24 protein-coding genes and 1 pseudogene are annotated in these 24,643 nt (G+C 59.7%); 22 read left to right on the forward strand and 3 right to left on the reverse strand.

The window, feature by feature from the left end; all coding sequences use genetic code 11:
- The 3 genes and pseudogenes from NR164_RS22235 to NR164_RS22245 all read left to right on the forward strand — a co-directional run.
- A partial coding sequence (locus NR164_RS22235; protein ID WP_256823265.1) for an RHS repeat-associated core domain-containing protein occupies nucleotides 1-515 on the forward strand: 515 nt, incomplete at its 5' end.
- Nucleotides 516-527: 12 nt separating this feature from the next.
- Nucleotides 528-1,001, forward strand: a complete 474-nt coding sequence (locus tag NR164_RS22240) for an SMI1/KNR4 family protein (protein WP_256823266.1) — start codon at nucleotides 528-530, stop codon at nucleotides 999-1,001.
- A gap of 83 nt (nucleotides 1,002-1,084) precedes the next feature.
- Nucleotides 1,085-1,561, forward strand: a pseudogene (locus tag NR164_RS22245) (type IV secretion protein Rhs); the annotation flags it as partial.
- A gap of 28 nt (nucleotides 1,562-1,589) precedes the next feature.
- Here NR164_RS22245 and NR164_RS22250 read toward each other — a convergent pair.
- Nucleotides 1,590-3,173, reverse strand: a complete 1,584-nt coding sequence (locus tag NR164_RS22250; RefSeq protein ID WP_256823267.1) for a rhodanese-related sulfurtransferase — start codon at nucleotides 3,171-3,173, stop codon at nucleotides 1,590-1,592.
- Nucleotides 3,170-3,781: a cysteine dioxygenase gene (locus NR164_RS22255; protein ID WP_046383845.1), complete on the reverse strand. Its 612-nt coding sequence runs from the start codon at nucleotides 3,779-3,781 to the stop codon at nucleotides 3,170-3,172. Before NR164_RS22255 ends, NR164_RS22250 begins: the two co-directional genes overlap by 4 nt.
- Nucleotides 3,782-3,994: 213 nt before the next feature.
- On the opposite strand from NR164_RS22255, the gene NR164_RS22260 reads away from it, so the two are divergent.
- Both NR164_RS22260 and NR164_RS22265 read left to right on the forward strand, forming a co-directional pair.
- Nucleotides 3,995-4,900, forward strand: coding sequence for a LysR family transcriptional regulator (locus NR164_RS22260; protein ID WP_256823268.1), 906 nt, complete (start codon nucleotides 3,995-3,997; stop codon nucleotides 4,898-4,900).
- A 122-nt stretch (nucleotides 4,901-5,022) separates the two neighbouring features.
- Nucleotides 5,023-5,643: a hypothetical protein gene (locus NR164_RS22265; protein WP_046383843.1), complete on the forward strand. Its 621-nt coding sequence runs from the start codon at nucleotides 5,023-5,025 to the stop codon at nucleotides 5,641-5,643.
- Here the strand turns inward: NR164_RS22265 and NR164_RS22270 are convergent.
- Entirely contained in the window at nucleotides 5,630-5,983 is a 354-nt protein-coding gene (locus NR164_RS22270) for a phosphomannomutase (RefSeq protein ID WP_226926240.1), read from the reverse strand. The genes NR164_RS22265 and NR164_RS22270 overlap by 14 nt on opposite strands.
- Nucleotides 5,984-6,226: 243 nt before the next feature.
- On the opposite strand from NR164_RS22270, the gene NR164_RS22275 reads away from it, so the two are divergent.
- The 17 genes from NR164_RS22275 (at nucleotide 6,227) to NR164_RS22355 (ending at nucleotide 24,640) form a co-directional block, all read left to right on the forward strand.
- Entirely contained in the window at nucleotides 6,227-6,667 is a 441-nt protein-coding gene (locus NR164_RS22275; RefSeq protein ID WP_169850583.1) for a low molecular weight protein-tyrosine-phosphatase, read from the forward strand.
- A 220-nt stretch (nucleotides 6,668-6,887) separates the two neighbouring features.
- A complete protein-coding gene (locus NR164_RS22280) occupies nucleotides 6,888-9,110 on the forward strand; it encodes a polysaccharide biosynthesis tyrosine autokinase (protein WP_256823269.1) in 2,223 nt (740 codons plus the stop codon).
- A 73-nt stretch (nucleotides 9,111-9,183) separates the two neighbouring features.
- A complete protein-coding gene (locus NR164_RS22285; RefSeq protein WP_079443574.1) occupies nucleotides 9,184-10,521 on the forward strand; it encodes a UDP-glucose/GDP-mannose dehydrogenase family protein in 1,338 nt (445 codons plus the stop codon).
- An 8-nt stretch (nucleotides 10,522-10,529) separates the two neighbouring features.
- On the forward strand, nucleotides 10,530-11,831 hold the full coding sequence (locus NR164_RS22290; protein ID WP_057004824.1) for a lipopolysaccharide biosynthesis protein: 1,302 nt from the start codon (nucleotides 10,530-10,532) through the stop codon (nucleotides 11,829-11,831).
- Entirely contained in the window at nucleotides 11,821-12,414 is a 594-nt protein-coding gene (locus NR164_RS30410) for a DapH/DapD/GlmU-related protein (RefSeq protein WP_269432655.1), read from the forward strand. Before NR164_RS22290 ends, NR164_RS30410 begins: the two co-directional genes overlap by 11 nt.
- A 1-nt stretch (nucleotide 12,415) precedes the next feature.
- A complete protein-coding gene (locus NR164_RS22300) occupies nucleotides 12,416-13,648 on the forward strand; it encodes a glycosyltransferase family 4 protein (protein WP_128192478.1) in 1,233 nt (410 codons plus the stop codon).
- Nucleotides 13,626-14,948 (forward strand): O-antigen ligase, encoded by a 1,323-nt coding sequence (locus NR164_RS22305; RefSeq protein WP_046383837.1) that lies wholly within the window; start codon nucleotides 13,626-13,628, stop codon nucleotides 14,946-14,948. Before NR164_RS22300 ends, NR164_RS22305 begins: the two co-directional genes overlap by 23 nt.
- 28 nt (nucleotides 14,949-14,976) lie before the next feature.
- Nucleotides 14,977-16,122, forward strand: coding sequence for a glycosyltransferase (locus tag NR164_RS22310; protein WP_256823270.1), 1,146 nt, complete (start codon nucleotides 14,977-14,979; stop codon nucleotides 16,120-16,122).
- Nucleotides 16,119-16,706: a putative colanic acid biosynthesis acetyltransferase gene (locus NR164_RS22315; RefSeq protein ID WP_256823272.1), complete on the forward strand. Its 588-nt coding sequence runs from the start codon at nucleotides 16,119-16,121 to the stop codon at nucleotides 16,704-16,706. Before NR164_RS22310 ends, NR164_RS22315 begins: the two co-directional genes overlap by 4 nt.
- A gap of 42 nt (nucleotides 16,707-16,748) precedes the next feature.
- The gene (locus NR164_RS22320; RefSeq protein WP_256823273.1) at nucleotides 16,749-17,684 is read left to right on the forward strand and encodes a glycosyltransferase family 2 protein; all 936 of its coding nucleotides are present in this window, start codon (nucleotides 16,749-16,751) and stop codon (nucleotides 17,682-17,684) included.
- Between the two features lie 69 nt (nucleotides 17,685-17,753).
- Nucleotides 17,754-18,875, forward strand: a complete 1,122-nt coding sequence (gene gmd, locus NR164_RS22325) for a GDP-mannose 4,6-dehydratase (protein ID WP_046383834.1) — start codon at nucleotides 17,754-17,756, stop codon at nucleotides 18,873-18,875.
- A gap of 2 nt (nucleotides 18,876-18,877) precedes the next feature.
- Complete coding sequence (locus NR164_RS22330; RefSeq protein ID WP_046383833.1) at nucleotides 18,878-19,855, forward strand: GDP-L-fucose synthase; 978 nt, start codon at nucleotides 18,878-18,880, stop codon at nucleotides 19,853-19,855.
- Complete coding sequence (locus NR164_RS22335; protein ID WP_108526500.1) at nucleotides 19,855-21,063, forward strand: glycosyltransferase WbuB; 1,209 nt, start codon at nucleotides 19,855-19,857, stop codon at nucleotides 21,061-21,063. Before NR164_RS22330 ends, NR164_RS22335 begins: the two co-directional genes overlap by 1 nt.
- Nucleotides 21,064-21,068: 5 nt before the next feature.
- A complete protein-coding gene (locus NR164_RS22340; RefSeq protein WP_046383831.1) occupies nucleotides 21,069-21,527 on the forward strand; it encodes a GDP-mannose mannosyl hydrolase in 459 nt (152 codons plus the stop codon).
- A gap of 22 nt (nucleotides 21,528-21,549) precedes the next feature.
- Complete coding sequence (locus tag NR164_RS22345) at nucleotides 21,550-22,959, forward strand: mannose-1-phosphate guanylyltransferase/mannose-6-phosphate isomerase (RefSeq protein WP_046383830.1); 1,410 nt, start codon at nucleotides 21,550-21,552, stop codon at nucleotides 22,957-22,959.
- Nucleotides 22,960-23,199: 240 nt separating this feature from the next.
- On the forward strand, nucleotides 23,200-23,439 hold the full coding sequence (locus NR164_RS22350; RefSeq protein WP_046383829.1) for a hypothetical protein: 240 nt from the start codon (nucleotides 23,200-23,202) through the stop codon (nucleotides 23,437-23,439).
- 88 nt (nucleotides 23,440-23,527) lie between these two features.
- Entirely contained in the window at nucleotides 23,528-24,640 is a 1,113-nt protein-coding gene (locus NR164_RS22355; RefSeq protein ID WP_079443579.1) for a polysaccharide biosynthesis/export family protein, read from the forward strand.
- The last annotated feature ends 3 nt before the right edge of the window (nucleotides 24,641-24,643 follow it).

A 24,643-nucleotide genomic window follows, 5' to 3' on the forward strand; every position in this document is an offset into this window, starting at 1 on the left:
CGTTCAGGTTTTATGACCCGGATGTGGGGCGGTTTACGACGCCGGATCCGATTGGGTTGGAAGGAGGCCTCAATCTTTACCAATACGCGCCAAACCCAATTGGATGGGCCGATCCATGGGGCTGGGCGTATGCAGGGGTGGACTTTACTGGCGGCAGTGACCTCTTCCCAACCACAGGCTCGCAACGAAATATCGTTACCATCAAGATGCAAGGCCGCAGAACGCGAGATTTCACCCAAGCCTTCAAAGAGGCAGGCATTCCCAAAAGCGCTGCAACGGGCTACACCTGGCACCATGTTGATGACTTCAACCCCAAAACGGGTACAACGACCATGCAGTTGGTCAAAACCTCTGCCCATGAAGCCTCGTTCCCGCATGGCGGATCGGTCACGCAGTTCGAAAAACACTTCAAGGTTAACTACGACAAAGGCGAAGCAGTCCTTGCGGCCTCCAAAAAGGGTTGGCTGGCGAACAAAATCCCCAAAAACAAACTCAAACCTGGGCGCTGCTCATGATTGGAGATAACGATGATCGAAAACAAATTCTCAAGTAGTAGCTCAGCTATCACCGCAGCAGACTTGGACCACTTGGAGTCTGCTATTGGCAAGACGCTGCCGCCGCCCTTCCGAAATCACTACCTCAAATACAACGGCGGCACCCCTGAACGAACTTATTGGCAAGATGAAGACTTTGAAGAGCCCGTAGAAGTGTCCGTTTTCAAGCCGATTTCGGATGGCGAATCCACGGTGCTATCCACTTATCAGTTAATGCTGGAAAAAAAGGTTATTCCTGCACACCTCCTACCTTTCGCGAACGATTGGGGCGGCAACTTTTTTTGCCTGAATCTCGATACCGGGACAGTCAGTTATTTCACAACTGATACGTTTGATAGCGACCTCAGCTCTGAAGAAAACCATGCTGAATCCGAAAAAACCATTTGCTCAAATTTCCTCAGATTCGTTCAGGGGCTGATTGATGAGGAAGATGTCGACGAGGAATAAGTACAACTACAGGTTCTCTCAAAAAACCGTTCCACCTAGCGGGATCATAGCAGGCGCTCGTGTTCTGCCTCTGAGGGCCCCCGCCCAACGGCCGCTGGCTCAATCGCCTCTACTACGGCAGCCGCCGCCTGCGCCAGCGCAAACGCAGCCCCACCGGCCAGCCCTGGCAACTGCCGCCGACCCACCAAAAGAACTTCGAATACGACCCGGCCGACAACCTGATCGGCCGCCGGGAAGGGAGCCAGCACCAGTTACTGCATTACGACGCGACCGCTCGAATCATCGCCAGCGAGGACAACGTACAAGGCCAGCGCGAAACCTTTGCCTACGACGCCGCCGCCAACCTACTCGACGGTCCGCAAGTAAGGGGCGGATGGGTACGGCATAACAAACTGCTGACCTATCAGGACAAGCGTTACCGCTATGACGGCTTTGGCCGACTGATCGAAAAACGCAGCGCCGCACGGGGTTTGCAACATTTTGCCTACGACGCTGAACACCGCTTGATCGAAGTACGCAGCCAGAAGAACGGGCGCGAAACGCTGGTGAAAATGACCTATGCACACGCAGCCCGCGCTGATGGCAGACTCAGATCACATAAAACCCATGTGTCCCATCCCGAGCCAATTGCTCCACCAGTCCAAACTCCCAATCCAGATAGGCCTGCATGGCTTCCTTGGGATTGTCGGTGCCTTCATACGGCCGGCGGTAGCGGTCGACGCGCGGCGAGGCCAGGCGGGTTTCACCTGCTTCCAGCGGCAGTTGGGCGGCGATCCAGCCGGCGGTGCCGTCTTGCAGCAGGAACACGTGTTTGCCGGTGAGGGCTTCGACTTCGGCCACGGCCAGGCGTGCCAGTTGGCTGCTGCCGCAGGTCAGGACGTAGCGCTCGGCGTTCGGCACCTTGGCCAGGGCTTGCGGCAGTTGCGCGCGCAGGGCCCACCAGGCGCCGGGGATGTGGCGCTTGACGTAGTTGGCGCTGGCGGTGAAGTCCAGCACTACAGTGTCGCCATAGGCCTGCCACTCGGCCAGGGTCTGCGGGCTGATCAGTTCGGCCTGGGGCGCGGCGGGCACCGGGGCGATCCAGGCGCCGGTTTCACTGAAGTGTGCCGGTTGCAGGTCATCCAGCACATGCACTTCCCAGCCCAGTTGGGCCAGCCAGGACGCAGACATATTCGCCCGCACACCGTCGTCATCGGCCAGCACCAATCGCGCACCGCGCACGCTGGCGACATGGTCGGTTTCCTGGACCAGTTGGCCGCCCGGGGTGGAACGGGCGCCGGGCAGGTGGCCGGTGTCGAATTCTTCCGGGGTGCGTACATCGAACAGGTAAGTGGTGCGCGTCGTGTCCTGTTGCCAGCGTTGCAGGTCGGCCAGGCTTGCGCGGCCGACGCGGGCGCGGTCGGCCACTCGGCGCGCATCCTGGGCGGCGAGTTGGCGATGGGCTTCGCCGGTCGGCGCAAAGCGGCGCGACTGGCCGTGGGCGAGTGTCTGCCCGGCCAGGGTCCAGCCGATGGTGCCATTGCGCAGGGCCGACACGGGGTTGGCCACGCCGGCATTGATCAGCGACTGGGTGCCGATAATGCTGCGGGTGCGCCCGGCGCAGTTGACGATGATGCGGGTGGCCGGGCCCGGCGCCAGCTGACGGGCGCGCAACACCAGCTCGGCGCCGGGCACGCTGATGCCGGTGGGGATGCTCATGGTCTGGTATTCGTCGAAGCGGCGGGCGTCGAGCACCACCACATCGGCCTGGCTGTCGAGCAGGGCCTGCACCTCTTCGGCGGCCAGGGACGGCGTGTGGCGTTCACTCTCCACCAACTCGCCGAAGGCCTTGCTCGGCACGTTGACGTCGATAAACAGCTCGCCACCGGCGTTGCGCCAACCGTCCAGGCCGCCCTCCAACAGGCTGACCGCGGTGTAGCCCAGCGCAACCAGGCGCTCGGCGGCGCGGCTGGCGAGCCCTTCGCCGTTGTCGTAGACCGTCACCTGGGTATCGCGCCGCGGGATGCGCGAGTACACCTCCAGTTCCAGCTTGGACAGCGGGATGTTCGCGGCGAACAGCGGGTGGGATTCGGCAAACGGCGCTTCTTCGCGCACGTCCACCAGGGCGACTTCTTCGCGGTCCAACAGGGCCTGGCGAATCTGGGCAAAGCTGCGGTGCGATACGGTGCTCATAGGGCAGGGCTCTTTTCTTTGGACAAGTCCCAGATGTTCGGGAGAAAGGCGTTGGAATAACCGGAGATAAACAGCTTCTCGCTGCCGTCAGGCTGGTACACCGCGCGGCGCACGGCACCGATATTGGCGCCGTACACATGAATGCTGATCGACACCTGATCGGGGTGAGCATTGCTGACCTGATGGATATCGCCGACCTTGGGCGACACGGCCTCGACCTGGCCCGGCACCAGTTGGATCGGCTGGCCCGCGGCGACCAGGCGCCCGTCGGTGGCGCGCGCGAAGCCTTGGGAGAATTCCGAACCGCGCAGCATGCCGATCAGGCCCCAGACCCGATGGTCATGAATCGGCGTGCTTTGCCCCGGCCCCCATACGAAACTGACGATGCTGAAGCGCTGGCGCGAATCGGCATGCAGCAAAAATTGCTGGTAGCGCTCGGGGTCGGGTTGGGCGTATTCGTCGGGGAGCCAGTCGTCATGGCTGACCAGTTGCGCGAGCAGCTTGCCGCCACGGTGCAACAGGTCGCCTTCGCGTGGATTAGCGTCGATCAATTCCGCCAGGGCGCCTATGAAGGCCCTGAGTCTTTCGGGGTGCTTGGCCTGGGTCATGACACTTCCATCGGCTACTGTTGATCGGTTTATCTAAGCATAATGTTTGTAGTTAACATGCTATTTTTTAATGATTAGCTTATAGCTGAAGGTGATTTAGAACCGCTCTGCATCGTGTTAGACGTTATCGAACACAGCCCGGGCTATCCAGAAAACGTGCCTGCAACTATGCTTCGCACACATCTTAATGACTGTTTTCTATGTGCGGCCCAAATGAAAATTGACGATATCGATGCTTTTGTCGAAGTGATTCGGTGCCAGTCCATCAGCCATGCCGCCGAGTCGTTGCAACTGACCCAGCCGGCCATCACCCGCCGTGTGCAGAACTTCGAGCAGGCGTTGGGCGTGGAGCTGTTCGACCGCAACACCAAGCCCCTCAAGCCTACGCTGATCGGCACGCGCGTCTATGAGCAGTGCCGGCTGATCCTGCGCGAGATGGATGCCCTGCGCGAACTGGTGGCCACCGATGCGCCGCCCACCGGGCTGTTGCGCCTCGGTGTGCCGCAAACCATCGGCGACGTGGTGCTGCTCGATGCGCTCAAGCACCTGCGCACCGAATACCCTGACCTGCGCGCCCAGGTCGCCACCGGCTGGGGCAGCCAATTGGTCGGCAAGATCGAACGCGGCGAGCTGGATGCGGCGGCGGCGTTGTTCCCGGCCGGCAAGATCTTCCCGGACAACGTGGTGGGTGAATCCATCGGCAAGATGGAGTTGGTGGTGGTCTGCGCCAAGGCACAGTTGCCGAAGAAACCGTGCAAGCTGGCCGATGTGTACCAGAACGGCTGGATCCTCAACCCGGACGGCTGCGGCTTCCGTGCCGGCTTGCAACGCACCTTGTCCGATCAGGGCCTGGCGTTGCGGGTGAACCTAGAAACCTTCGGCACCGAGCTGCAACTGGGCCTGGTGGCGGACGGCCTGGGCCTGGGCCTGGTGCCGCGCCCGTTGCTGGAGCATAGCGCCCACCGCGAGCAACTGGCAGTGATGCCGCTCAAGGACTTCAAGCCGGTGATGAACCTGTGGCTGATCTACCCGCACTTCCTCGGTAACCTGCAAGGGCCGGTGGATGCGTTCGGCAAGTGGGTGGCGGACGCCTTGCACAAGATCCGCAACGCCGCTTGACCCCTGTGGGCGTGTAGGGGCGCGGGCGGCAAGGGCTTTAACCTGACCTTAGATAACGTTGTGTTTTCCCTGGGCCTGAGGTCTGATGGGCGCGGAAAATTGCTGGGTCAGGTGGGTCACTCATGCGCGAAGAACTCGCACACTATGGCGGTATTACCGTCATGATTCCGGCCGCGCTGGTCATCGCTGTGTGGCTGCGCTATTCGTCGCCGCGGGCGCTCAAGGGATGGCTCATCACCGTCGCTTGCACTTATTCAATCGTGGCGTTCAGCAAGTTGCTGTTCAAGGGCTGGGGCGTTTCGTTTCAACACCTTGATATTGCCGTGCTCAGTGGCCACGCCATGAACACATGCCTGGTGGTCACCGTGGCAATGAGTTTGGTGGCGCGCCAGTTCAACCCGGCCTTGCGCTGGCCCGCGGCGCTCGCCGGATTGATCGCCACCGGTTGGTTCAGTGCTTATTGTGTCGCGCCGTACATCCACCCTCTGAACGAGGCGCTGGCGGGCGGGTTATTGGGCGCGGTGGCCGCGCTGACGTTCTTGTGGCGAATAGATGTCGCGCAGGTCAATGTGTCGCCATCGCTGATCGGCGCTGGGGCAGTGGTCGTGTTATTGAGTGCGCTGGTGCCCAAGTACAACGCCGAGAACCTGCTTAACCATGTCGCCGTCAGCGTCTCCGGGGCGTCACGCGCCCATCAGGAGCCCGCGTGGCGCGTCGGCTCCGGGCCGATCAAGGCGCAATGAGTGGAGGCGTGTCTTGAACGGGCATACCGGTTGATGGGCGTCCCTCGGTGTTGAAGATGTTCGCCAGTAGCTCGTCGGTTTTGGTTTGCATGAAATGGCGGTCGCCACGGCTCTCTACGCACAGGCAGACGGACAGGGCATTACTGACTTGCAACTTGAAGCGCCAGTCGGCGAAGACCATGGACAGCCCGGAACCGGATTCGTCGAAGTCTAAAGAGTTGCTGGCATATAACATGTGCATTCGCTCAACCACCGTTGTCGAGTTGTCGACATTGACATGAATGTTTCCCGAAGACGGGAACAGGCCAATACGCTCTACCAGTAACTTTGAACTTTTCATGGCCGTGCCTCGTTGCTGTACTCGGTGGGCACTTTATTATGAAGAGGCGCAAAAGTAAGGGAATGTTATTTTTAGTCGGTCAATAGGCAATTATGTTATTTATTGTCCGGCTGAAGAGATGGTCGAAACTTATTGCCTGTGAACATAATTGCCTGGCTTGTTTCAGGGTGCTATTGGCTGGCGTTGATGTTATTTATTCTTTGCTTTGGCTCATGAGTACTTTGCGGCGCGTGGGAGATGGCGGTGTTTAATAAGATTTTGATTGTGTGTGTCGGCAATATTTGTCGCAGCCCCATGGCGGAAAATTTACTGCGTGCTGCACTTGCTTCCAGCGATATACAGGTGAGTTCGGCGGGGTTGGCGGCGCTGCATCAACACCCGCTGGAAGCCACGGCTTCGCGGGTACTGGAAGAACATGGGCATGCTTTTCAGCCCCACCAGGCACGGCAATTGACGAGCGGGGCGGTGAGTGAAGCGGACCTGATTCTTGTGATGGAACAGTGGCAGATCGAGGAGGTGCTCAAACTCGCGCCGGTGGCTCGGGGTAAAGTATTCCTGCTGGGCAAGTGGCAGTGCAATAGAGAAATCAAAGACCCTTACCGCCAAGGCAAACCGGCATTTCTACAAGCGTATGGCTTGATTGAAGAAGCGACGGATGCGTGGGCGCAGTTGTTGGCGGGTTGAGGTTGTTTGAATGTTATTTAAGGTCGGACATGATCGCTTGAACCCTCTATTGGAATATTGGGAAAGTGACTCGTGAGTTGAGCGTCAAGTGTTGAGAAGATTGTGTTGTCAGGCTCTAGTGAGCGTTTGTGTGTCGAGTATAGCCGTTGTACGTGCATGGAGCCGGGCGTCTTGCACCCTGTGCCATTCCTAGACTATCTGTAAGAAAAAGAACTGACTTATGCAATCAGTAACTGCGGTAACTTCACACCATTCGGATGACACTGATTTAGACTTTATGGCGCTGGTGGGTACTCTACTGGATCATAAATGGCTGATCGGTGGAATCAGTATTGCCTTTATGGCCCTTGGCGCGGCCTATTCGGTATTGACGCCGCCGATCTATCAAGCGACCGCGTTAGTTCAGGTCGAACCGAAGAAGGGCGACATGCTGGGCTTCTCGGATGTCGGCAGCCTGCTCGGTAAAGAATCGCCGACGGTGACCGAAATCGAACTCATCCGCTCGCGGATCACCATCGGGACCGCCGTCGATAACCTGAACCTGGACCTTGACGTCAAACCCAAGCGTTTCCCATTGCTGGGGGGCTTTGTTGCCCGTCGTTTCAAACCCACCGAACAGGAGGCAGTGGCTGCACCGTGGTTGGGGTTGAGCAGCTTTGCCTGGGGTGGTGAGGAACTGAAGTTTTCCGAGCTGCGCCTTCCCGCCAAACTGCTGGGCCAGGAGCTGACGTTGACCGCCGGCAATGGCGGCAGCTTCACGCTGTCGGACCAGGACGAGGCTGTTTTGCTTGAGGGCCAAGTGGGGCGCGCCTACGACAGCAATGGCATCAAGCTGCGTGTCGAACAGCTTCGGGCCAACCCCGGCACCACTTTCAGCGTGGTCCGTTCACCGCGCCTGAGCACCATTTTGCGCTATCAGAAATTGCTGGATGTGGCTGAACGCGGCAAGGAGTCGGGGATTATCGGGCTGGCCCTGGAAAGCCCGCGACCTGCCGACGCGATTCAAGTGCTCAATGAGGTCGCACGCATCTATGTGCGGCAAAACATTGACCGTACCTCGGCAGAAGCCGCGCAAAGCCTGGCGTTTCTCAAGGGCCAGTTGCCGCAGGTGCGCAAGGATGTCGAGCAGGCGGAAGCGGCGTTGAATCAATTTCAGATCCGCAACAAGACCATCGATATCAGCCTGGAAGCGAAAGCCATCCTGGATCAGATCGTCGCGTTGGATGCCAGCATCTCCGAACTCAAGATGCAGCAGGCGGAAATAGAGCGCAAGTTCACCCCTCAGCATCCCGTGTACCGGGCGTTACTGACTCAATTGGCAGAGCTGACCGAGCGCCAGAATGAGTTGGCCAAGAAGGTCGAGAGCCTGCCCACCACCCAGCAGGAGCTGCTGAGCCTGACCCGCGATTTGAAGGTCAGCACCGAGATCTACACGCTGCTGCTGAACAAGTATCAAGAGTTGGACGTGATGCGCGCCGGCACCGTGGGCAATGTGCGGCTCATCGATACCGCCGATGTCGATTTGCGAAGCCCGGTCAGGCCGCAGAAAGCGCTAATCATCGTGATTGCCACACTGCTCGGTGCCTTTATCGCGATCGCATTGGTGATGTTCCGCAAAGCGCTCAACCGCGGTGTTACCAACCCGAATGACCTGGAAAAGCTCGGCTTGCCGGTCTATGCCGCGATCCCGTTCAGCACGATACAAAAAGAACTGGATCAAAAAATCCTTCGTAAAGACCAGCTCGGTGGCGCACGACTGTTGGCCATGACTCACCCCTCGGACCCCGCGATCGAAGGCTTGCGCAGCCTGCGTACCAGCTTGCATTTCGCCATGCTGGAAGCCGCTAACAATCGCCTGATGATCTCCGGGCCGAGCCCGCAGGTCGGCAAGACATTTGTGTCGGCGAACCTGGCGGCGGTGGTTGCCCATTCAGGGCAGCGGGTGTTGTTGGTCGACGTGGACATGCGCAAAGGCTATTTGCACAAGGTCTTCGGCGTATCGGTTGAAAACGGCTTGTCTGACGTGCTGGCCAAAAACTGCGAACTCACGGCAGCCATCCACCACACGGCCGTGGACAACCTCCACTTCCTCGGGCGCGGGCAAGTACCGCCGAACCCCTCTGAACTATTGATGCACGCCAATTTCAGCGCGTTCCTCGAACAGGTCAGCGCGCTGTATGACCTGGTGATTCTGGATACCCCGCCGTTTCTCGCGGTGACGGACGCAACCATCGTGGGGCGTCAGTCGGGCACCAACCTGATCGTGGCTCGCTTCGAGGTGAACTCCGTGCGTGAAGTGGAGTTGACGATGCGTCGCTATCAGCAAAGTGGCATCGAGCTCAAAGGCGCGATTTTCAATGGCATCGAAAAACGCTCATCCGCCAAATACGGCTATGGCGCCTACAGCTATTACAACTACGACTACAAGTCAGACAGCGTTTGATCTTGCGCTACCGGCAATCGACGTCCAACGAGCAGCCTTTTTACCACTGGCCGCAGGTTCAAAGAGAAACGCTATGAAAGTTACAGTTTTTGGCATCGGTTATGTCGGCCTGGTCCAGGCCGCGGTACTTGCTGACGTCGGTCACGACGTGCTTTGCATCGACATCGACGTTTCGAAGGTCGAACGTCTCAATCAGGGGCATATTCCGATCTATGAACCTGGCCTGGAGGCCCTGGTCAGGGACAACCATGCTGCCGGTCGCCTGAACTTCACCGCCGATGGCGTGGCCGCGGTCAAGCATGGCGAAGTGCAGTTTATCGCCGTGGGTACGCCTCCCGACGAAGACGGTTCCGCGGACCTCAAGTACGTGCTGGCGGTGGCTGAAACCATCGGTCTGCATATGGACGCGGCGCTGACGATCATCGACAAATCCACCGTCCCGGTGGGCACGGCCGATAAGGTCAGCGCGCGTATTGCGGCCATGCTGGCTCAGCGCGACCGCAGCGATTTGAGCTTCGAGGTGGTGTCCAACCCGGAGTTTCTCAAGGAAGGCTGTGCGGTTGCCGATTGCACACGGCCGGACCGCATTGTCATCGGCACGGCCAGTCCACAGGCCGAAGCGGTCATGCGCGAGCTGTACGCGCCGTTCAATCGCAATCACGACCGAATCATCGTGATGGATGTACGCAGCGCCGAGCTGACGAAGTACGCAGCCAACTGCCTGCTCGCCACCAAGATCAGTTTCATGAACGAGATGGCCAACCTGGCCGAGCGCTTGGGCGCCGATATCGAGATGGTTCGCCAGGGGATCGGCTCCGATCCGCGCATCGGCTATCAGTTTCTTTACGCGGGCGTCGGTTACGGCGGCTCGTGCTTCCCCAAAGATGTCCAGGCGTTGATCCAGACCGCCGACGGCATCGACTTCGATGCCACGCTGCTCAAGGCCGTGGAACGGCGTAATGCCGAACAGAAACAGACCCTGTTCAACAAGCTTTCCAGTCGCTTCAACGGCGAGCTGGCGGGTAAGACCTTTGCGCTCTGGGGGCTGAGTTTCAAACCCAACACCGATGACATGCGCGAAGCACCCAGCCGGGTGCTGATGGAGGCCTTGTGGCGCGCGGGCGCCAAGGTGCAGGCCTATGACCCGGAAGCCATGGAAGAAACCCAGCGCATTTATGGCGACCGCGACGACTTGCGCTTGTGCGGCACCCAGGAGGCAGCCCTCAAAGGTGCGGATGCATTGATGATCGTCACCGAGTGGCAGGCATTCAAGGCGCCGGATTTCAACGTGATCAAACGGCAACTCAAACAGCCGTTGATTTTTGACGGACGCAACCTGTTCGACCCCGGCAGCGTGCTGAAGAAAGGCATTGAGTACATTTCCATTGGGCGACCTCTCAATACGGTATAGGTCCTCCCATGAGTGTGCTTAAAAGAGTCGTCAACGGCATTGGCGCCAACTCGTTTGGTCAGGTGGTCAATCTGCTGATCCAACTGGTGAGTGTCCCAGTCCTGATCGCCAGTTGGGGGTTTGGCGCCTACAGCGAATGGGTCGTGCTGTCCGCGATCCCCACCTACCTGGCGTTATCCGACCTGGGGGTAACCACCGCCGCCTCGAGCAAGGTGGTGATATGGCATGAGCGAGGCCGGTTGAAGGTTGCCAGTGCGGTCTACAGCACCAGCTTTGCGTTTTTACTGTTGGTGGGGGTTAGCGTGTTATTGCTGGCTGTTGGCTCTCTGGCGTTTTTCGACCTGTTCAGCCTGCTCAATCTCAAGTCCATCCGGAGCGGCGATGGGGTGTTGATCCTCTCGGCGTTGACGGGGTATTCGTTGCTGTGCCTGCTGACCAACATGGTTTCGATACGTTACCGCGCATCCAAGGCGCTGCCTTTGTCGTCCTTCATCATGAATGTGATCAGGATGCTGGAATGGTCGGCCGCCTTACTGTGCGCGTATCTCACCCATAGCCTGGTTGCCACCAGCCTGGCGCTGTTGATCGTCCGTTCGAGCGGAATTGTGGTCAAGAATCTGCTGGCCGATCGGCTGGGTATCAGCTTGCGCTTCGATCCTTCGGTGGTCGGGAAGCGGGCGTTTATCACCTTGATCAGACCCTCGCTGGCGTCTTTGGCCTTTCCGATCGGGCTGGCGCTGAATGTTCAAGGGCTGACGATTTTGTTGTCGATACTGCTGTCACCGGCCCATGCCGCGATATTCGGTCTTTACCGAACGATCTCAAGGGTGTTGGTGCAGTTTTCCACGGTGGTGAATCAGTCGATCTGGCCGGAAATCTCTTATGCATTCTCCGTCGGTGACAACCAGTTGGTCAGGAAAATGATTCGTTATGCGCTGAGGTTTTCACTGCCCATTGCCTGTGTGATGGGTGCGCTGATCGTGGTATTCGGCGGGTCGATATTCGATGTCTGGTCGGGCAGAAAGGCGGATTACTCGGCAACCGTCATGCTGGTACTGATTGTCGGCGCACTGACGCATGTGGCGTGGCAGGTGTACTGGGTGGCCATGATGGCAACCGCTTCCTACTCGGCGTTTGCCGTGGTGTTCATGTTGGTGTCGATGGTCAGTGTGCTCGCGGTTTTTTGCCTGGCTCAAGACTTCGGACTGCTGGGTGTCTGTTATGTGCTGGTGGCCACGGAAGGGGTGTTGTTCTGCTTTGCCAAACGCGGGTTTTATCGTCTTGAACAGAGGATGGCCCGTGTTAATTAATTACCTGTTCCAGCACCGGCTGAAGGTGAGCCCGTTCAAGCTCGTCGGGTTGAAATACCTGGCCAAGCGCGCGCTGCTGCTCAGCCGATTGCTCCAGGCCAACCACCGCCAGTGCCGGCTGCGCCGACAGGGCGCGACTATCGGTGCGCTGGTGATGATCAACGATGCGGAGTTTGAAGGCGCCGTCGGCCGTTTCAGCATCGGCGCGGGCAGTTTTATCGGCAAGCGCACGTTTATCCAATTGCACGCCCCCGTGAAGGTTGGCGGGCATGTTGCGATCAATGACGGTGTGCGAATCCTGACGGGCACGCACGGCGTGGACGATCCCGCTTGGCGGTTGAAGGTCGCGCCGGTGGTGATTGGCGATTACGCGTGGATTGCCACGGGCGCGATCATCTTGCCGGGGGTGACCATCGGTGAAGGCGCCGTGGTCGGTGCGGGCAGTGTCGTTGCCCGCGATGTAGCGCCTTTCACGATCGTCGCGGGTAACCCGGCGGTCGCGATCAAACGTCGCGCCGAGTGCGCGTTCACCTACAGCCCGGTCAGGTCGAGTGCCGTGGTTGAAGCCTGGATGGGTAAATAAGATGATCCTGGTCGCTCATCCGGTGGGTAATCAAAACGTTCGCGCGCTGTTGGGTGCGTTGAATCAACGGCGCTTGCTGCATTCGTTCCATAGCTCGCTGGCGTTGCATAAAGACTCTTGGCTTTGCCGTCTTCCGGTCGTCGGCAAAGAGTGCCTGCGGCGCACGTTCGACATGGTCGACGGTGCGTTGCTGCACAGCTACCCGCGCTACGATGTGCCTCGCGTGCTCTGTGACAAGTTGAAGTGGTACAGCCTTACGCAGCGCAACATCGGGATGTTCTGCCCGGAAAATGTGTACGAACACATTGATCGGGCCAGCGCGCAGTTCTTGTACAACACCGCGCGCAAACCCAGCCAAGTGTACGGTTATGACGGCAAGTGCAAGGCCCTGTTCACCGCCGCCAAGGCGGTTGGCGGGATCACGCTGAATTATGAGGCGGCCTTCGGCTCCATTTCCTACGCGTGCGGGATGCTGGACCATGAGCGTGAAGCGAACCCCGCGTGGCGGGCGAGCATTCCCAACCTCAGCGAAACCACCATTCGCAAGCAGACCGCCGAACTGGCGTTGGCGGATCGGATCATCGTGGCCAGCACGTTTGCCAAACGCACCCTGGGTGAATCCGGCATCGCCCACCACAAAGTTGCGGTGACCCCCTATGGCGCACCCGCACCGATGGTCCACAAAGAGGTGAATGTCCGGGCCGGGGGGCCGCTCAGAGTGATTTTTGTCGGTGCGCTGACCCAGCAGAAGGGCATCTCGTATTTTTTCGAGGCGCTGAAGATCGCCTCGGGCAGCGTTGCCCTGGATGTCACCGTCATCGGTGCCGACTATGCCAACGGGCGTAACCAGGCGCTCAATAGCGAGCTGAAGAAGTATCGCTGGCTCAGCTCGGCGCCCCACGATCAGGTCATCCGCCAATTGCTGGCGGCCGACGTGCTGGTCTTGCCTTCACTCGCCGAAGCGTTCGGCCTGGTGGTGGGCGAGGCACTGTCCACGGGGACGGCGGTCATCGTTTCGCAGAATTGTGGCGCGGCGGATTTGATCATCGACGGTTTCAACGGGTATGTGGTGCCGATCCGTTCCGCCGAGGCCATTGCTGCCCGTCTGGTCGAGCTGGCCGATGACAGTGAAAAACTCAGTGCGCTGAAGCACAACGCGGTGTTCTCGGCAGGTAGGACGACCTGGGACACCTACGCCAAGGAGGTGCTGGATGCAATCCTTGGCCAACCCTGAGCTGTCCAGCCTGAAGGAGCGTTACAGAAAGCGCGTGGTCAGTGCGTTTGTCCTGATCTATCTGTTCATTTTGTTTGAAGGGGTTTTGCGCAAGTGGCTGCTGCCGGGCCTGAGCTCGGCCATCTATTTCATCAAGGATCCGATCGTTCTCTATATCTATTGGTACGCGTTCAGGTTCGGCTTTTTTTCCAAGAACCTGCTGTCGGCGTACTTCGTCATGTTGTTGGTGGTGTTCTTTGTTCTGGTCTCCGCATTTTTGTTGAGCAGCCCTGAAGGGCTGGTCATCTACGGCTATGGCGTCAGGAACTACTTGCTGTATTTCCCCCTGATATTCGTTGCCGGAAAAACCCTGCAGTTGGCCGATGTCTACCGTTTTGCCCGGATCACGCTGTTTGCGGCGATTCCCATCAGCGTGCTGGTGGTCATGCAGTATTCGTCCGGGCCGCAAGCCTTCGTCAATAAAGGCATTGGGGACGATGACTTCATTTTCATGATCGCTGACGGGGTTGTCCGGCCGTATGGGACGTTCACGTTCACCGCCGGGCACGTTGTTTACGTGTCTGCCTGCTTTGCTTTCCTGGTGGCGGCGATTTTCGACCGGGCCTTGTTCCGCGCAGTGTTCGCCGGGCGATACCTGTTGTTCCCGGTGTCGGCCATCTCGGTGGCGGTGATGTGTTTCTTGACCGGATCGCGGGCCATCTATGCGTATGCCGCCATCGTGCTGTTGGCGGCCTTGATGGTCGCCTTGATCAAGAAATCGCAAAGAAACCTGTTGTCGCTGTTTTTCCTGGTGGCGGCACTGTTTGTCAGCCTGCTGATTTTCATGTCGTCCGACAGTTACCAGATTCTCGTCGAACGCAACCGGAGTGCCGTCGCCAGTGAAGGTTCGCCGGTGACCCGGGCATTCTCCAGTCTGTATGCGTTCACTCGCGTGATCGACGATGCACCGCTCTGGGGACACGGCATCGGCTCGGGTACGAATGCCGCCTCGGCGATATTGCGCGCGGGGCGCGAGCAAGGCGCGGGGTTTTTGCTGGCCGAAGATGAATGGTCGCGGATCATCCTGGAACTGGGCCTTCCCATCGGGGCGCTCTTTATCCTGTTCAGGATCTTCTTGCTGATCTGGTTACTGCTCAAAGCCTATAAAGCGCTGATCAGGCAGGGCACCGGCGTTCCATTGCTGCTGTGCGGTTTCCTGGCGCCGATTTTATTCAATGGGGTCATGACCATGCAGGGCACGTTCCTGGCCTTTGGCGTGTTCTACGCCTGCCTGATTCTTGCCGCTTGCAAGAAGACTTGAATCAATTCAACGGATGAGCGGACAGCACTTGAAGTTATTAAGAATCATCTCTTCGGTTAAACCGGAAAAGGGCGGCCCCATCAACGCTGCCCGCGAAATCGACAAGATTCTCCAGCAGAACGGGCATCTCGTGGATGTCTTGACGCTGGATGCGGACTTCGCCGTCGACTACCCGGGAACCGTTCACTTCATGGGGCCGAGCCTGTTTGGGTATGGCGTAAACGCCAGGATCCGCCAATGGCTGGAACAACACGCCAGTGACTACGACTTTTTCATCGTCAACGGTTTGTGGCAGTACCACGGGTTTATTGCGCGCCAGGTCCTGCACAAGTTGGGGCGGCCTTACATCGTTTATACCCATGGCATGCTCGACCCCTGGTTCAAGCACGCATATCCGCTCAAGCATTTGAAGAAATGGCTGTACTGGCCATGGGGTGAATACCGCGTATTGAGGGATGCCCAGCGCGTGGTGTTTACCAGTGAAGAAGAGAAAATCCGTGCGCGCGAGTCATTTTGGCTGTACCGCGCCAAAGAGACGGTCACCGCCTATGGCACCTCCAGCCCGCCGGCGGGCGGTGCAGCGCTGGCGCAGCGCTTTGTTGATGAGCATCCGGTGTTGAAGGGCAAACGGGTGCTGTTGTTCCTGAGCCGCATCCACGAAAAAAAGGGCTGCGACCACCTGCTGCAAGCCTTTGCCCAAGTGGCTGGCGAAGACGAACGCTTGCACCTGGTCATGGCCGGGCCCGATCAAGGCGGCTGGGTGCAGGCGCTGCAGGCGCAGGCTGTGGAACTGGGGATCGCCGACCGCGTGACGTGGCCGGGCATGTTGCAGGGCGCCGCGAAATGGGGCGCCTTTTACGCCGCGGAGGTGTTTTGCCTGCCGTCCCATCAGGAGAATTTCGGCGTGGTCGTGGCGGAGGCGCTGGCCTGCGGCAAACCGGTGCTGATCAGCAACAAGGTCAACATCTGGCGCGAAATCGAAGCCGACGCGGTTGGCTTTGTGAGCGACGACACGGTGCTGGGCGCCGTGCATAACCTGCGTCGTTGGTTGCGTCTCGACCCGCAGCAGTATGCGGACATGTCCGGGCGCGCCCGCCGCTGTTTTACCGAGCGCTTTCATATCCACCGCGGCGCGCAGCGTTTGCTGGAGATCGTGCGGGAGTGCCTTGCATGATTCTCCAAGGCAATGATCCGTATCGCGCCGCTTCATTTTCATTGTCCCATCGGTTGCGGCGGCAGCTGTGGAACATGGTCTATGTGCTGCTATTCCGTACCAGCCCGCGTCCCTTTCATGGGTGGAGGGCGTTTCTGTTGAGGCTGTTCGGCGCGCGCCTGGGCAAGGGTGTGCATGTTTATCCGCGGGCCAAAGTGTGGGCGCCGTGGAATCTCGAGCTGGGTGACCATGTCGGCATTGCCGATGACACCAATATTTACAACATGGCGCTGATTTCTATCGGGCGTTACAGCGTGATTTCCCAGGGCGCGCATTTATGCGGCGGGTCGCATGACTACAACAGTCGCAACTTTCAACTCTACGCCAAACCGATCGTGCTCGGAGAGCACGTATGGGTGTGTGCCGATGCCTTTATCACGCTGGGCGTGTGTATTGCCGATGGCGTCGTAGTGGGCGCCCGCGCGCTCGTCATCAAAAACATCGCGCAAGCGTGGACCGTGCATGCCGGGCATCCGACCCGGCTTATCGGCCAGCGTACCCAGCATCTGCAAGAGCCTGCACCACGACAAGGGAGTCAAGCCTGATGACCGCACCGCATAACCTGCCTCACCTGCACGGTGGCTGACATGAAACGCGAAACCGTCAGTGTGATCATCCTCACCTACAACGAAAGCCTGCATATCGCCCGCGCGATCGAGTCGGTGCGCGCCTTCAGCGACGAAGTGCTGGTGGTCGACTCGTTCTCCAGCGACGACACCTGCGAGATCGCCCGGCACCACGGCGCCCTGGTGGTACAGCACGCGTTCGTCAACCAGGCCAAGCAGTTCCAGTGGGCGTTGGATAATTTGCCGATCACCGGTAACTGGACGATGCGCCTGGACGCCGATGAAATCATCGAGGCCGACCTGGCGGCGCAGATCAACACGCGGCTGCCGGCGCTGGACCAGGGCATCACCGGCATCAACTTCAAGCGCAAGCATATTTTCATGGGCCGCTGGGTGCGCCATGGCGGCCGCTACCCGTTGAAGATGCTGCGGCTGTGGCGCACGGGGCAGGGGCGCATCGAAGATCGCTGGATGGACGAGCACATCTCGGTGGCCGAGGGTCGCACCATCACCCTGGAGGGCGGGTTTGCCGATCACAACCTGCACGACTTGACGTTCTTCACCCACAAGCACAACCAGTACGCGACCCGTGAAGCGATTGAGATCATCAACTCGCGCCTGGGGTTGTTTGCGGTGCGCCATGAATTGAATGAGGGCCACAGTTCGTTCCAGGCCAAGCTCAAGCGCCTGGTTAAAAACCGGGTGTATAACCGCGTGCCGTTTACCTTGAGTTCGACGGCGTACTTCCTCTGGCGCTACATCGTTCAACTGGGTTTTCTCGATGGCCGCAGCGGCCTGGTTTATCACTTGCTGCAAGGTTACTGGTACCGCTTTCTGGTGGGCGCCAAGGTGCTTGAACTGGAAACCGCGATCGCTCACTTAGACGATAAGGACTCAATCGTCCGCGAACTTTCAAAGTTGACCGGACATAACTTGACGCTGCCCATACCGAAATAACTGACCGTTTTTAACAAACACCCAAGTTCGGGTGTCGGCCTTCGCTCGCCTATTATTTGGGAGATAGACATGAAAAAAGTCGCGCTTATTACCGGGATTACCGGGCAGGATGGTTCTTACCTGGCGGAACTGTTGCTGGAAAAAGGCTACGTCGTGCATGGCTTGAAACGCCGCTCTTCGTCGTTCAATACCCAGCGCATCGATCACATTTACCAAGACCCCCAAGCCCTGCATAAAAACCTGATCCTGCACTATGGCGACCTGGCGGACTCGTCCAACCTGACGCGCATCATCCAGCAGATCCAGCCGGACGAGATCTATAACCTCGGCGCCCAATCCCACGTGGCCGTCAGCTTCGATTCGCCGGAGTACACCGCCGACGTAGACGCCCTCGGCACCTTGCGCATCCTCGAGGCCATCCGTCTGCTTGGCCTGGAAAAGAAGACCCGCTTCTACCAGGCCTCCACGTCCGAGTTGTACGGGCTGGTGCAGGAAACCCCGCAAAAGGAAACCACGCCGTTCTATCCGCGCTCGCCCTATGCCGTGGCCAAGCTGTATGCCTACTGGATCACCGTGAATTTCCGCGAAGCCTACGGGCTGTATGCCTGCAACGGCATCCTGTTCAACCACGAGTCGCCCCGTCGTGGCGAAACCTTCGTCACCCGCAAGATCACCCGCGCCTTGACCAACATCGCCCTGGGCCTGGAGCAATGCCTGTACATGGGCAATATGGACGCCTTGCGCGACTGGGGCCATGCCAAGGACTACGTTCGCATGCAGTGGATGATGCTGCAGCAGGACAGCCCCGAAGACTTCGTGATTGCCACCGGGGTGCAGTATTCGGTGCGCGATTTCATTCGCTGGTCGGCGGCGGAACTGGGGCTGCGCTTGCGCTTTGTCGGCGAGGGCGTGGAGGAAGTCGGGGTGGTCGAGCACATCGACGGCGACCTGGCGCCCGGCATGCTGGTGGGTGACGTGATTGTGCGGGTGGACCCGCGTTACTTCCGCCCGGCGGAAGTCGAGACGCTGCTGGGCGACCCGTCCAAGGCCAAGCAGAAGCTGGGCTGGGTGCCGGAAATCAGCGCCCAGCAGATGTGTGCGGAGATGGTCCGCGAAGACCTGCAAATCGCGCGGCGCCACGCGTTGCTGCGCCTGCACGGCCACGATGCGCCGATTGCCGTGGAGAACTGAGCATGGCACGTGATCTGAACGCACGGATCTTTGTCGCCGGCCATCGCGGTATGGTCGGCTCGGCCATCGTGCGCCGCCTCTGGGCCTTGGGCTATACCCAGATCCTCACCGCCGGCCGCGATCGACTGGACCTGTTGGACCCCGCGGCCGTGCACGCGTATTTCGCCGAACAACGGGTCGACCAGGTGTACCTGGCGGCGGCCAGGGTCGGTGGGATTCACGCCAACGCCACGTACCCTGCCGATTTCATCTACCAGAACCTGATGATCCAGGCCAATGTGATCCACGCCGCCCACACTCATGGGGTGTTCAAGTTGTTGTTCCTCGGATCGTCGTGCATCTACCCGGTGCTCGCCGCCCAGCCGATGACCGAGCAAGCGCTGCTTGCCGGCTCGCTGGAACCGACCAACGAACCCTACGCCGTGGCCAAGATCGCCGGCATCAAGTTGTGCGAAAGCTACAACCGCCAGCACGGGCGCGATTACCGCAGTGTGATGCCGACCAACCTGTACGGCCCGGGCGACAACTACCACCCGGACAACAGCCATGTGATCGCCGGCTTGCTGCGCCGTTTCCACGAGGCGGTACAGCGCGGTGACGAAGAAGTGCTGATCTGGGGCAGCGGCGCGCCACGGCGCGAGTTCCTGCATGTGGATGACATGGCGGCCGCCAGCGTGCATGTGATGGAACTCAGCCAGGAGGGCTATGGCGAACACACCGAGCCCATGCGTTCCCACGTCAACGTCGGCACTGGCGTGGATTGCACCATCCGCGAACTGGCCGAGGCGCTGGCCCGGGTCACGGGCTTCAAGGGCCGTTTGCGGTTCGATACCAGCAAACCCGACGGTGCGCCGCGCAAGTTGCTCGATGTCAGCCGTATCAACGCCCTCGGCTGGGAAGCCTACGTGCCGTTGGAGGAGGGGCTGCGCGATGCCTACAACGCGTATCTCGCGGCCCTCGAACAGCCTCGGGGCCATTAATGAAGATCCTTTTGTATGGCATCAACTACAGCCCCGAGCTGACCGGCATCGGCAAGTACAGCGGTGAACAGGCGCGCTGGCTCGCCAGCAAGGGCCACGCGGTGCGGGTGGTCACGGCGCCGCCGTATTACCCGCAATGGCAGGTCGGCGAGGGCTACTCGGCGTGGCGTTTTCGCACCGAACAGGTCGACGGCGTGACGGTGGTGCGCTGCCCGTTGTACGTGCCGCGCAAGCCCACGGCGCTGAAGCGCTTGCTGCACCTGATCAGCTTTTCCGCCAGCTCGTGCCTGGCGGTATTGGGGCAACTGCGCTGGAAGCCGGACCTGGTCATCCTGGTGGTGCCGACCTTGTTCTGCGCGCCCCAGGCCTTGTTGTTGGCCAGGCTGTGTGGCGCCAAGTCCGTGCTGCATATCCAGGATTATGAAGTCGATGCGATGTTCGGCCTGGGCCTGGGCGGCAGCCCGTTACTGCGGCGACTCGCGTGGGGTGTGGAGCGCGGCTTGCTGCGGCGCTTTGACCGGGTCTCGACGATATCCAGCGGCATGCTGGAGAAGGCGGCCGGCAAAGGCGTCGAGGCGCAGCGCCTGCTGTTCTTTCCCAACTGGTCGGAGACCGAGCGTTTCCTCGATGTACCGCGCAACAGCGGGCTGCTGGAACGGCTCGGCGTGCCGGCGGGAAAGCGGGTGCTGTTGTACTCGGGCAACATCGGCGAGAAGCAGGGGCTCGAACTGATCCTCGATGCCGCCCAGGCTCACGTCCATCGCCCGGAGCTGGTGTTTCTGATCGTCGGCCAGGGCGCCGGCCAGGCCCGCCTGCTGCAGCGCGCGCACAGCGAGGGCCTGCACAACGTGGTCTTCGCCCCGTTGCAGGCCTATGAAGACTTGCCTGCGCTGCTGGCCTCGGCGGACGTCCACCTGGTGATCCAGAAACGCGGCGCGGCGGATTCGGTATTGCCCTCCAAGTTGACCAACATTCTGGCCGTCGGCGGCAATGCAATCATCACCGCTGACCCCGACACCACCCTTGGCCGGCTGTGCGACGAGCATCCGGGCATTGCCGTGCGGGTCGAACCCGAATCGGTCAGCGCCCTGAATGCAGGGATCGAGCGGGTGCTGGCATTGCCTGTGCGCAACAGGGTGGCGTTGAACTACGCCGCGGATTTTCTCGATAAAGAGCGTGTCCTCCAACGCTTTATGGCACAGGTCTGACGCTTATGTGGCTTGATTTACCGACCTTTAATACGGTCGTGACGTCGACGCCGTTGGTGGCCATCGACTTGATCGTGAGGAAACCCAACGGCGATACGCTGCTGGGCTTGCGGATCAACCGGCCGGCCTATGGCTTCTGGTTCGTCCCCGGCGGCCGCATCCAGAAAAACGAAACCCTGGACGACGCCTTCCGCCGCCTGACCCACGAAGAACTCGGCCACACCTTCGAACGCGCCGATGCGCAGCTGCTGGGTGTGTTCGAGCACTTCTACGATGACAGCGTCTTCGCCAACGCCGGGAACGGCCCGGACACCCACTACGTGGTGCTGGGTTATTGCCTGACCCTTGCCGAGAATCAGGTCCTGGAACCGCCCACCGAGCAGCATCGGCACTACCGCTGGTGGCCGCTGGATGAGCTGCGCTACAGCCCACGTGTACACGAGAACACCCGTGCCTATTTCTGACCCTCTATCGAAGGACGCGTTCATGTTATTACCGGTGATATTGGCGGGCGGTTCGGGTTCGCGCCTGTGGCCGCTCTCGCGGCAACTGAACCCCAAACAGTTCTTGCGCCTGACCCATAAAAGCCTGTCGATGTTGCAGCAGACCATCGGCCGTCTGGAGGGCGCGGATGTCGCCTTGCCGCAAGTGATCTGCAATGAGCAGCACCGTTTTCTGGTGGCCGAACAATTGCGTCAATTGGGCATGGAGCAGGCGAGCATCCTGCTCGAACCCATGGGGCGCAATACCGCGCCGGCGATTGCGCTGGCGGCCTGCAAGGCGCTCGACGAGTCCCGCGACCCGATTCTGCTGGTGCTGGCGGCGGATCATCTGATTGAAGATGTTCCTGCGTTTCATGCCAGCCTCGCGGTGGCGCTGCCGCTGGCCGAGGCCGGCAAGCTGGTGACGTTCGGCATCACGCCGACCAGCGCGCACACCGGGTACGGCTATATCGAGCAGGGCGAGGCGGTGGGCGAGGGCGGGTATGCGGTGAAGCGTTTCGTCGAGAAGCCGGATGCCGCCACCGCTGCCGACTACGTGGCGCGGGGCGATCATTACTGGAACAGCGGCATGTTCATGTTCCGTGCCAGCCGTTACCTGGACGCCTTGGCACGCTTGCAGCCGGCGATTCTCACGGCCTGCCGTGCGGCGTTGGCCGCGGGGAGCCAGGATCAGTTGTTCACCCGGGTCGATGAGGCGCTATTCGCCGCCTGCCCGGACGACTCCATCGACTATGCGGTGATGGAAAAAACCAGCGACGCAATCATGGTGCCGTTGCAGGCCGGTTGGAGTGATATCGGTTCCTGGTCGGCGTTATGGGAAGCCAGCGAGAAAACCGACGGCGGCAACGTGCTGCAGGGCGATGTGCTGCAACTGGATACCCGCGATACCTACGTGAACGCCGACAGCCGCCTGGTCGCCACGGTGGGCGTGCAGGACCTGATCATCGTCGAAACCAAGGACGCGGTGCTGGTGGCGCACAAGGACCAGGTGCAGCAGGTCAAGGGCATTGTCGACCAACTCAAGCGCGACGGGCGTCATGAGCACCTCAACCATCGTGAGGTCTACCGGCCCTGGGGCATGTATGACGCCATCGACAGCGGCCACCGCTACCAGGTCAAACGCATCACCGTGAAGCCCGGTGCCAAGCTGTCGGTGCAGATGCATCATCACCGTGCGGAGCACTGGATCGTGGTCAGCGGTACGGCCAAGGTCACCAATGGCGAACAGACGTACCTGGTCTCGGAGAACCAATCGACCTACATCCCCATTGGCCAGGTGCATGCCTTAGAGAACCCTGGCGTGATTGCACTGGAATTGATCGAAGTGCAGTCGGGTTCTTATCTGGGCGAGGACGATATTGTGCGTTTCGAAGACAAGTACGGCCGGGCCTGAGGTTTTCCGACAATTAATAACATTTGCTCCGATGTTAAACCGCCAGCCTTGTTAGTTTCGCGGCCTCAACGTGTTGATACACGGGGGCTGGCTTCGAGAAATGTTATTTTCGAATGAATACGTTCAACTTTCCGGGTAATGTCCGGGCTGGTGCGTTGTTTACTTGAGTGGCACTATCAAGGTGTATTTCAGCGGCACCCGCTCGTTTGCTAAATGCTCACTATCGATAAGGAGTCTGATATGAGAAAACAACTGGCTATTATTGTGCTCAGTCTCTTGAGTACTTCTGCCATGGCTGCCGAGTTGCCGCTTGGCCTGAGTACCGCGGTGGTCGGCTCTGTGACGGTGGGGGAAACCCTGCTGGTCGGCGCGGCCCTGGTCGCGGGCGTCGCCGCCGCGTCCAGCAGCGGTGGCAGCGCCAATGGAGGCACCACCACAGGCACCACTGGCACCACGGGTACCACCGGTACCGGCAACTAACAGAACGCCTTCCGCTTTATAAGACTGCTTGGAAACCCCTCCCAAGTAGTCTTTTTTTCTTGTCGTTTATCGCGAGTGTCTTAGCACTATGATGCGTATTTTTTCTGTGGCGGTCGTGGCCTCCGCATTGTTACAAGGCTGCATGTTTGCGCCCGGTCAATATATGGACACCGAGGCAATGACCAAGGAGGGCGGTGCTGAAAGCAGTCGCGTGGAGTTGATCCCGATTACTCCAAAGTTGCTGGCCATGGACGCGGCGACTCAAGTCTCTTATGCGCTTCCCAAAGAACTGCTCGATTATAAACCCGGGCCCTATTTGATCGGCCCAAATGATGCGTTGTACATCACGGTCTGGGACCATCCGGAATTGACTGCGCCTTCCGGTCCGCAGCAGCAAATCGATGCCAACGGGCGCCTGGTCAACCCCGACGGCAACCTGTTCTACCCCTACGTGGGCGAAGTGGTTGCCAAGGGCCGCACCCTCGCGGCGCTGCGCAGTGAAATCACCGATAAGCTCCGTCAGTACATCGACAGCCCCCAGGTGGATATCAGTGTGCTGCGTTTTGCCAGCCAGCGAGTGGTGATCACCGGGGCAGTGCTCAAGGCTGGGCCTGTACCGATCACCACCACCCCGATGAGCGTCATGGAGGCCATCGGTGCTTCCGGTGTCGATCCGATCAATGCCGACCTCTCGAACCTCACGCTGACCCGCGGCGGCAAGCGCTACACACTCGACCTGGACACGTTCAATCTCAACCCGTCGCGCTTGAACGATATCTACCTCAAGGACGGTGACCAGTTGTACCTGCCCTACAACGACCGCAAGCGCATCTATGTGATGGGCGAGGTCATGCAGCCCCGCGCATTGAGTTTCAAGACACGCAGCATGAACCTCACGGATGTGTTGGGCTCGGTGGGCGGCATCAACCAGAACACCTCGAACGCCGATGCGATCTACGTGATCCGCGGCGCACAGAACCTGGACACGCAACCGGCCAAGGTCTTCCATCTGCAAGCCGGCTCCCCGGCAGCCATGGCCCTGGCCACGCGCTTCGATGTGCAGCCCCAGGACGTGGTGTTCGTCGGCCCCGCCAATATCACCCGCTGGAACCGGGTCATCAGTCAGTTGATACCTTCCGCCTCGATCATCGGCACCGGTGCTTCCACCCAAAACAACCTGAGCGAAGCCAACAGCCGATAAGGG

This window comes from Pseudomonas sp. Pse79 (assembly GCF_024519615.1).
In the GTDB taxonomy this organism is placed as follows: domain Bacteria; phylum Pseudomonadota; class Gammaproteobacteria; order Pseudomonadales; family Pseudomonadaceae; genus Aquipseudomonas; species Aquipseudomonas veronii.

What these genes read in the sequence shown, in the direction of transcription:
- NR164_RS22345 (WP_046383830.1), top strand. Translation starts at nt 21,550, where the DNA reads ATGTTATTACCGGTGATATTGGCGGGCGGTTCGGGTTCGCGCCTGTGG.
- NR164_RS22340 (WP_046383831.1), top strand. Translation starts at nt 21,069, where the DNA reads ATGTGGCTTGATTTACCGACCTTTAATACGGTCGTGACGTCGACGCCG.
- NR164_RS22255 (WP_046383845.1), bottom strand. Translation starts at nt 3,781, where the DNA reads ATGACCCAGGCCAAGCACCCCGAAAGACTCAGGGCCTTCATAGGCGCC.
- gmd (WP_046383834.1), top strand. Translation starts at nt 17,754, where the DNA reads ATGAAAAAAGTCGCGCTTATTACCGGGATTACCGGGCAGGATGGTTCT.
- NR164_RS22335 (WP_108526500.1), top strand. Translation starts at nt 19,855, where the DNA reads ATGAAGATCCTTTTGTATGGCATCAACTACAGCCCCGAGCTGACCGGC.
- NR164_RS22285 (WP_079443574.1), top strand. Translation starts at nt 9,184, where the DNA reads ATGAAAGTTACAGTTTTTGGCATCGGTTATGTCGGCCTGGTCCAGGCC.
- NR164_RS22305 (WP_046383837.1), top strand. Translation starts at nt 13,626, where the DNA reads ATGCAATCCTTGGCCAACCCTGAGCTGTCCAGCCTGAAGGAGCGTTAC.
- NR164_RS22280 (WP_256823269.1), top strand. Translation starts at nt 6,888, where the DNA reads ATGCAATCAGTAACTGCGGTAACTTCACACCATTCGGATGACACTGAT.
- NR164_RS22355 (WP_079443579.1), top strand. Translation starts at nt 23,528, where the DNA reads ATGATGCGTATTTTTTCTGTGGCGGTCGTGGCCTCCGCATTGTTACAA.
- NR164_RS22300 (WP_128192478.1), top strand. Translation starts at nt 12,416, where the DNA reads ATGATCCTGGTCGCTCATCCGGTGGGTAATCAAAACGTTCGCGCGCTG.
- NR164_RS22315 (WP_256823272.1), top strand. Translation starts at nt 16,119, where the DNA reads ATGATTCTCCAAGGCAATGATCCGTATCGCGCCGCTTCATTTTCATTG.
- NR164_RS22330 (WP_046383833.1), top strand. Translation starts at nt 18,878, where the DNA reads ATGGCACGTGATCTGAACGCACGGATCTTTGTCGCCGGCCATCGCGGT.
- NR164_RS22260 (WP_256823268.1), top strand. Translation starts at nt 3,995, where the DNA reads ATGAAAATTGACGATATCGATGCTTTTGTCGAAGTGATTCGGTGCCAG.
- NR164_RS22270 (WP_226926240.1), bottom strand. Translation starts at nt 5,983, where the DNA reads ATGAAAAGTTCAAAGTTACTGGTAGAGCGTATTGGCCTGTTCCCGTCT.
- NR164_RS22320 (WP_256823273.1), top strand. Translation starts at nt 16,749, where the DNA reads ATGAAACGCGAAACCGTCAGTGTGATCATCCTCACCTACAACGAAAGC.
- NR164_RS22265 (WP_046383843.1), top strand. Translation starts at nt 5,023, where the DNA reads ATGCGCGAAGAACTCGCACACTATGGCGGTATTACCGTCATGATTCCG.
- NR164_RS22240 (WP_256823266.1), top strand. Translation starts at nt 528, where the DNA reads ATGATCGAAAACAAATTCTCAAGTAGTAGCTCAGCTATCACCGCAGCA.
- NR164_RS22290 (WP_057004824.1), top strand. Translation starts at nt 10,530, where the DNA reads ATGAGTGTGCTTAAAAGAGTCGTCAACGGCATTGGCGCCAACTCGTTT.
- NR164_RS22250 (WP_256823267.1), bottom strand. Translation starts at nt 3,173, where the DNA reads ATGAGCACCGTATCGCACCGCAGCTTTGCCCAGATTCGCCAGGCCCTG.
- NR164_RS22350 (WP_046383829.1), top strand. Translation starts at nt 23,200, where the DNA reads ATGAGAAAACAACTGGCTATTATTGTGCTCAGTCTCTTGAGTACTTCT.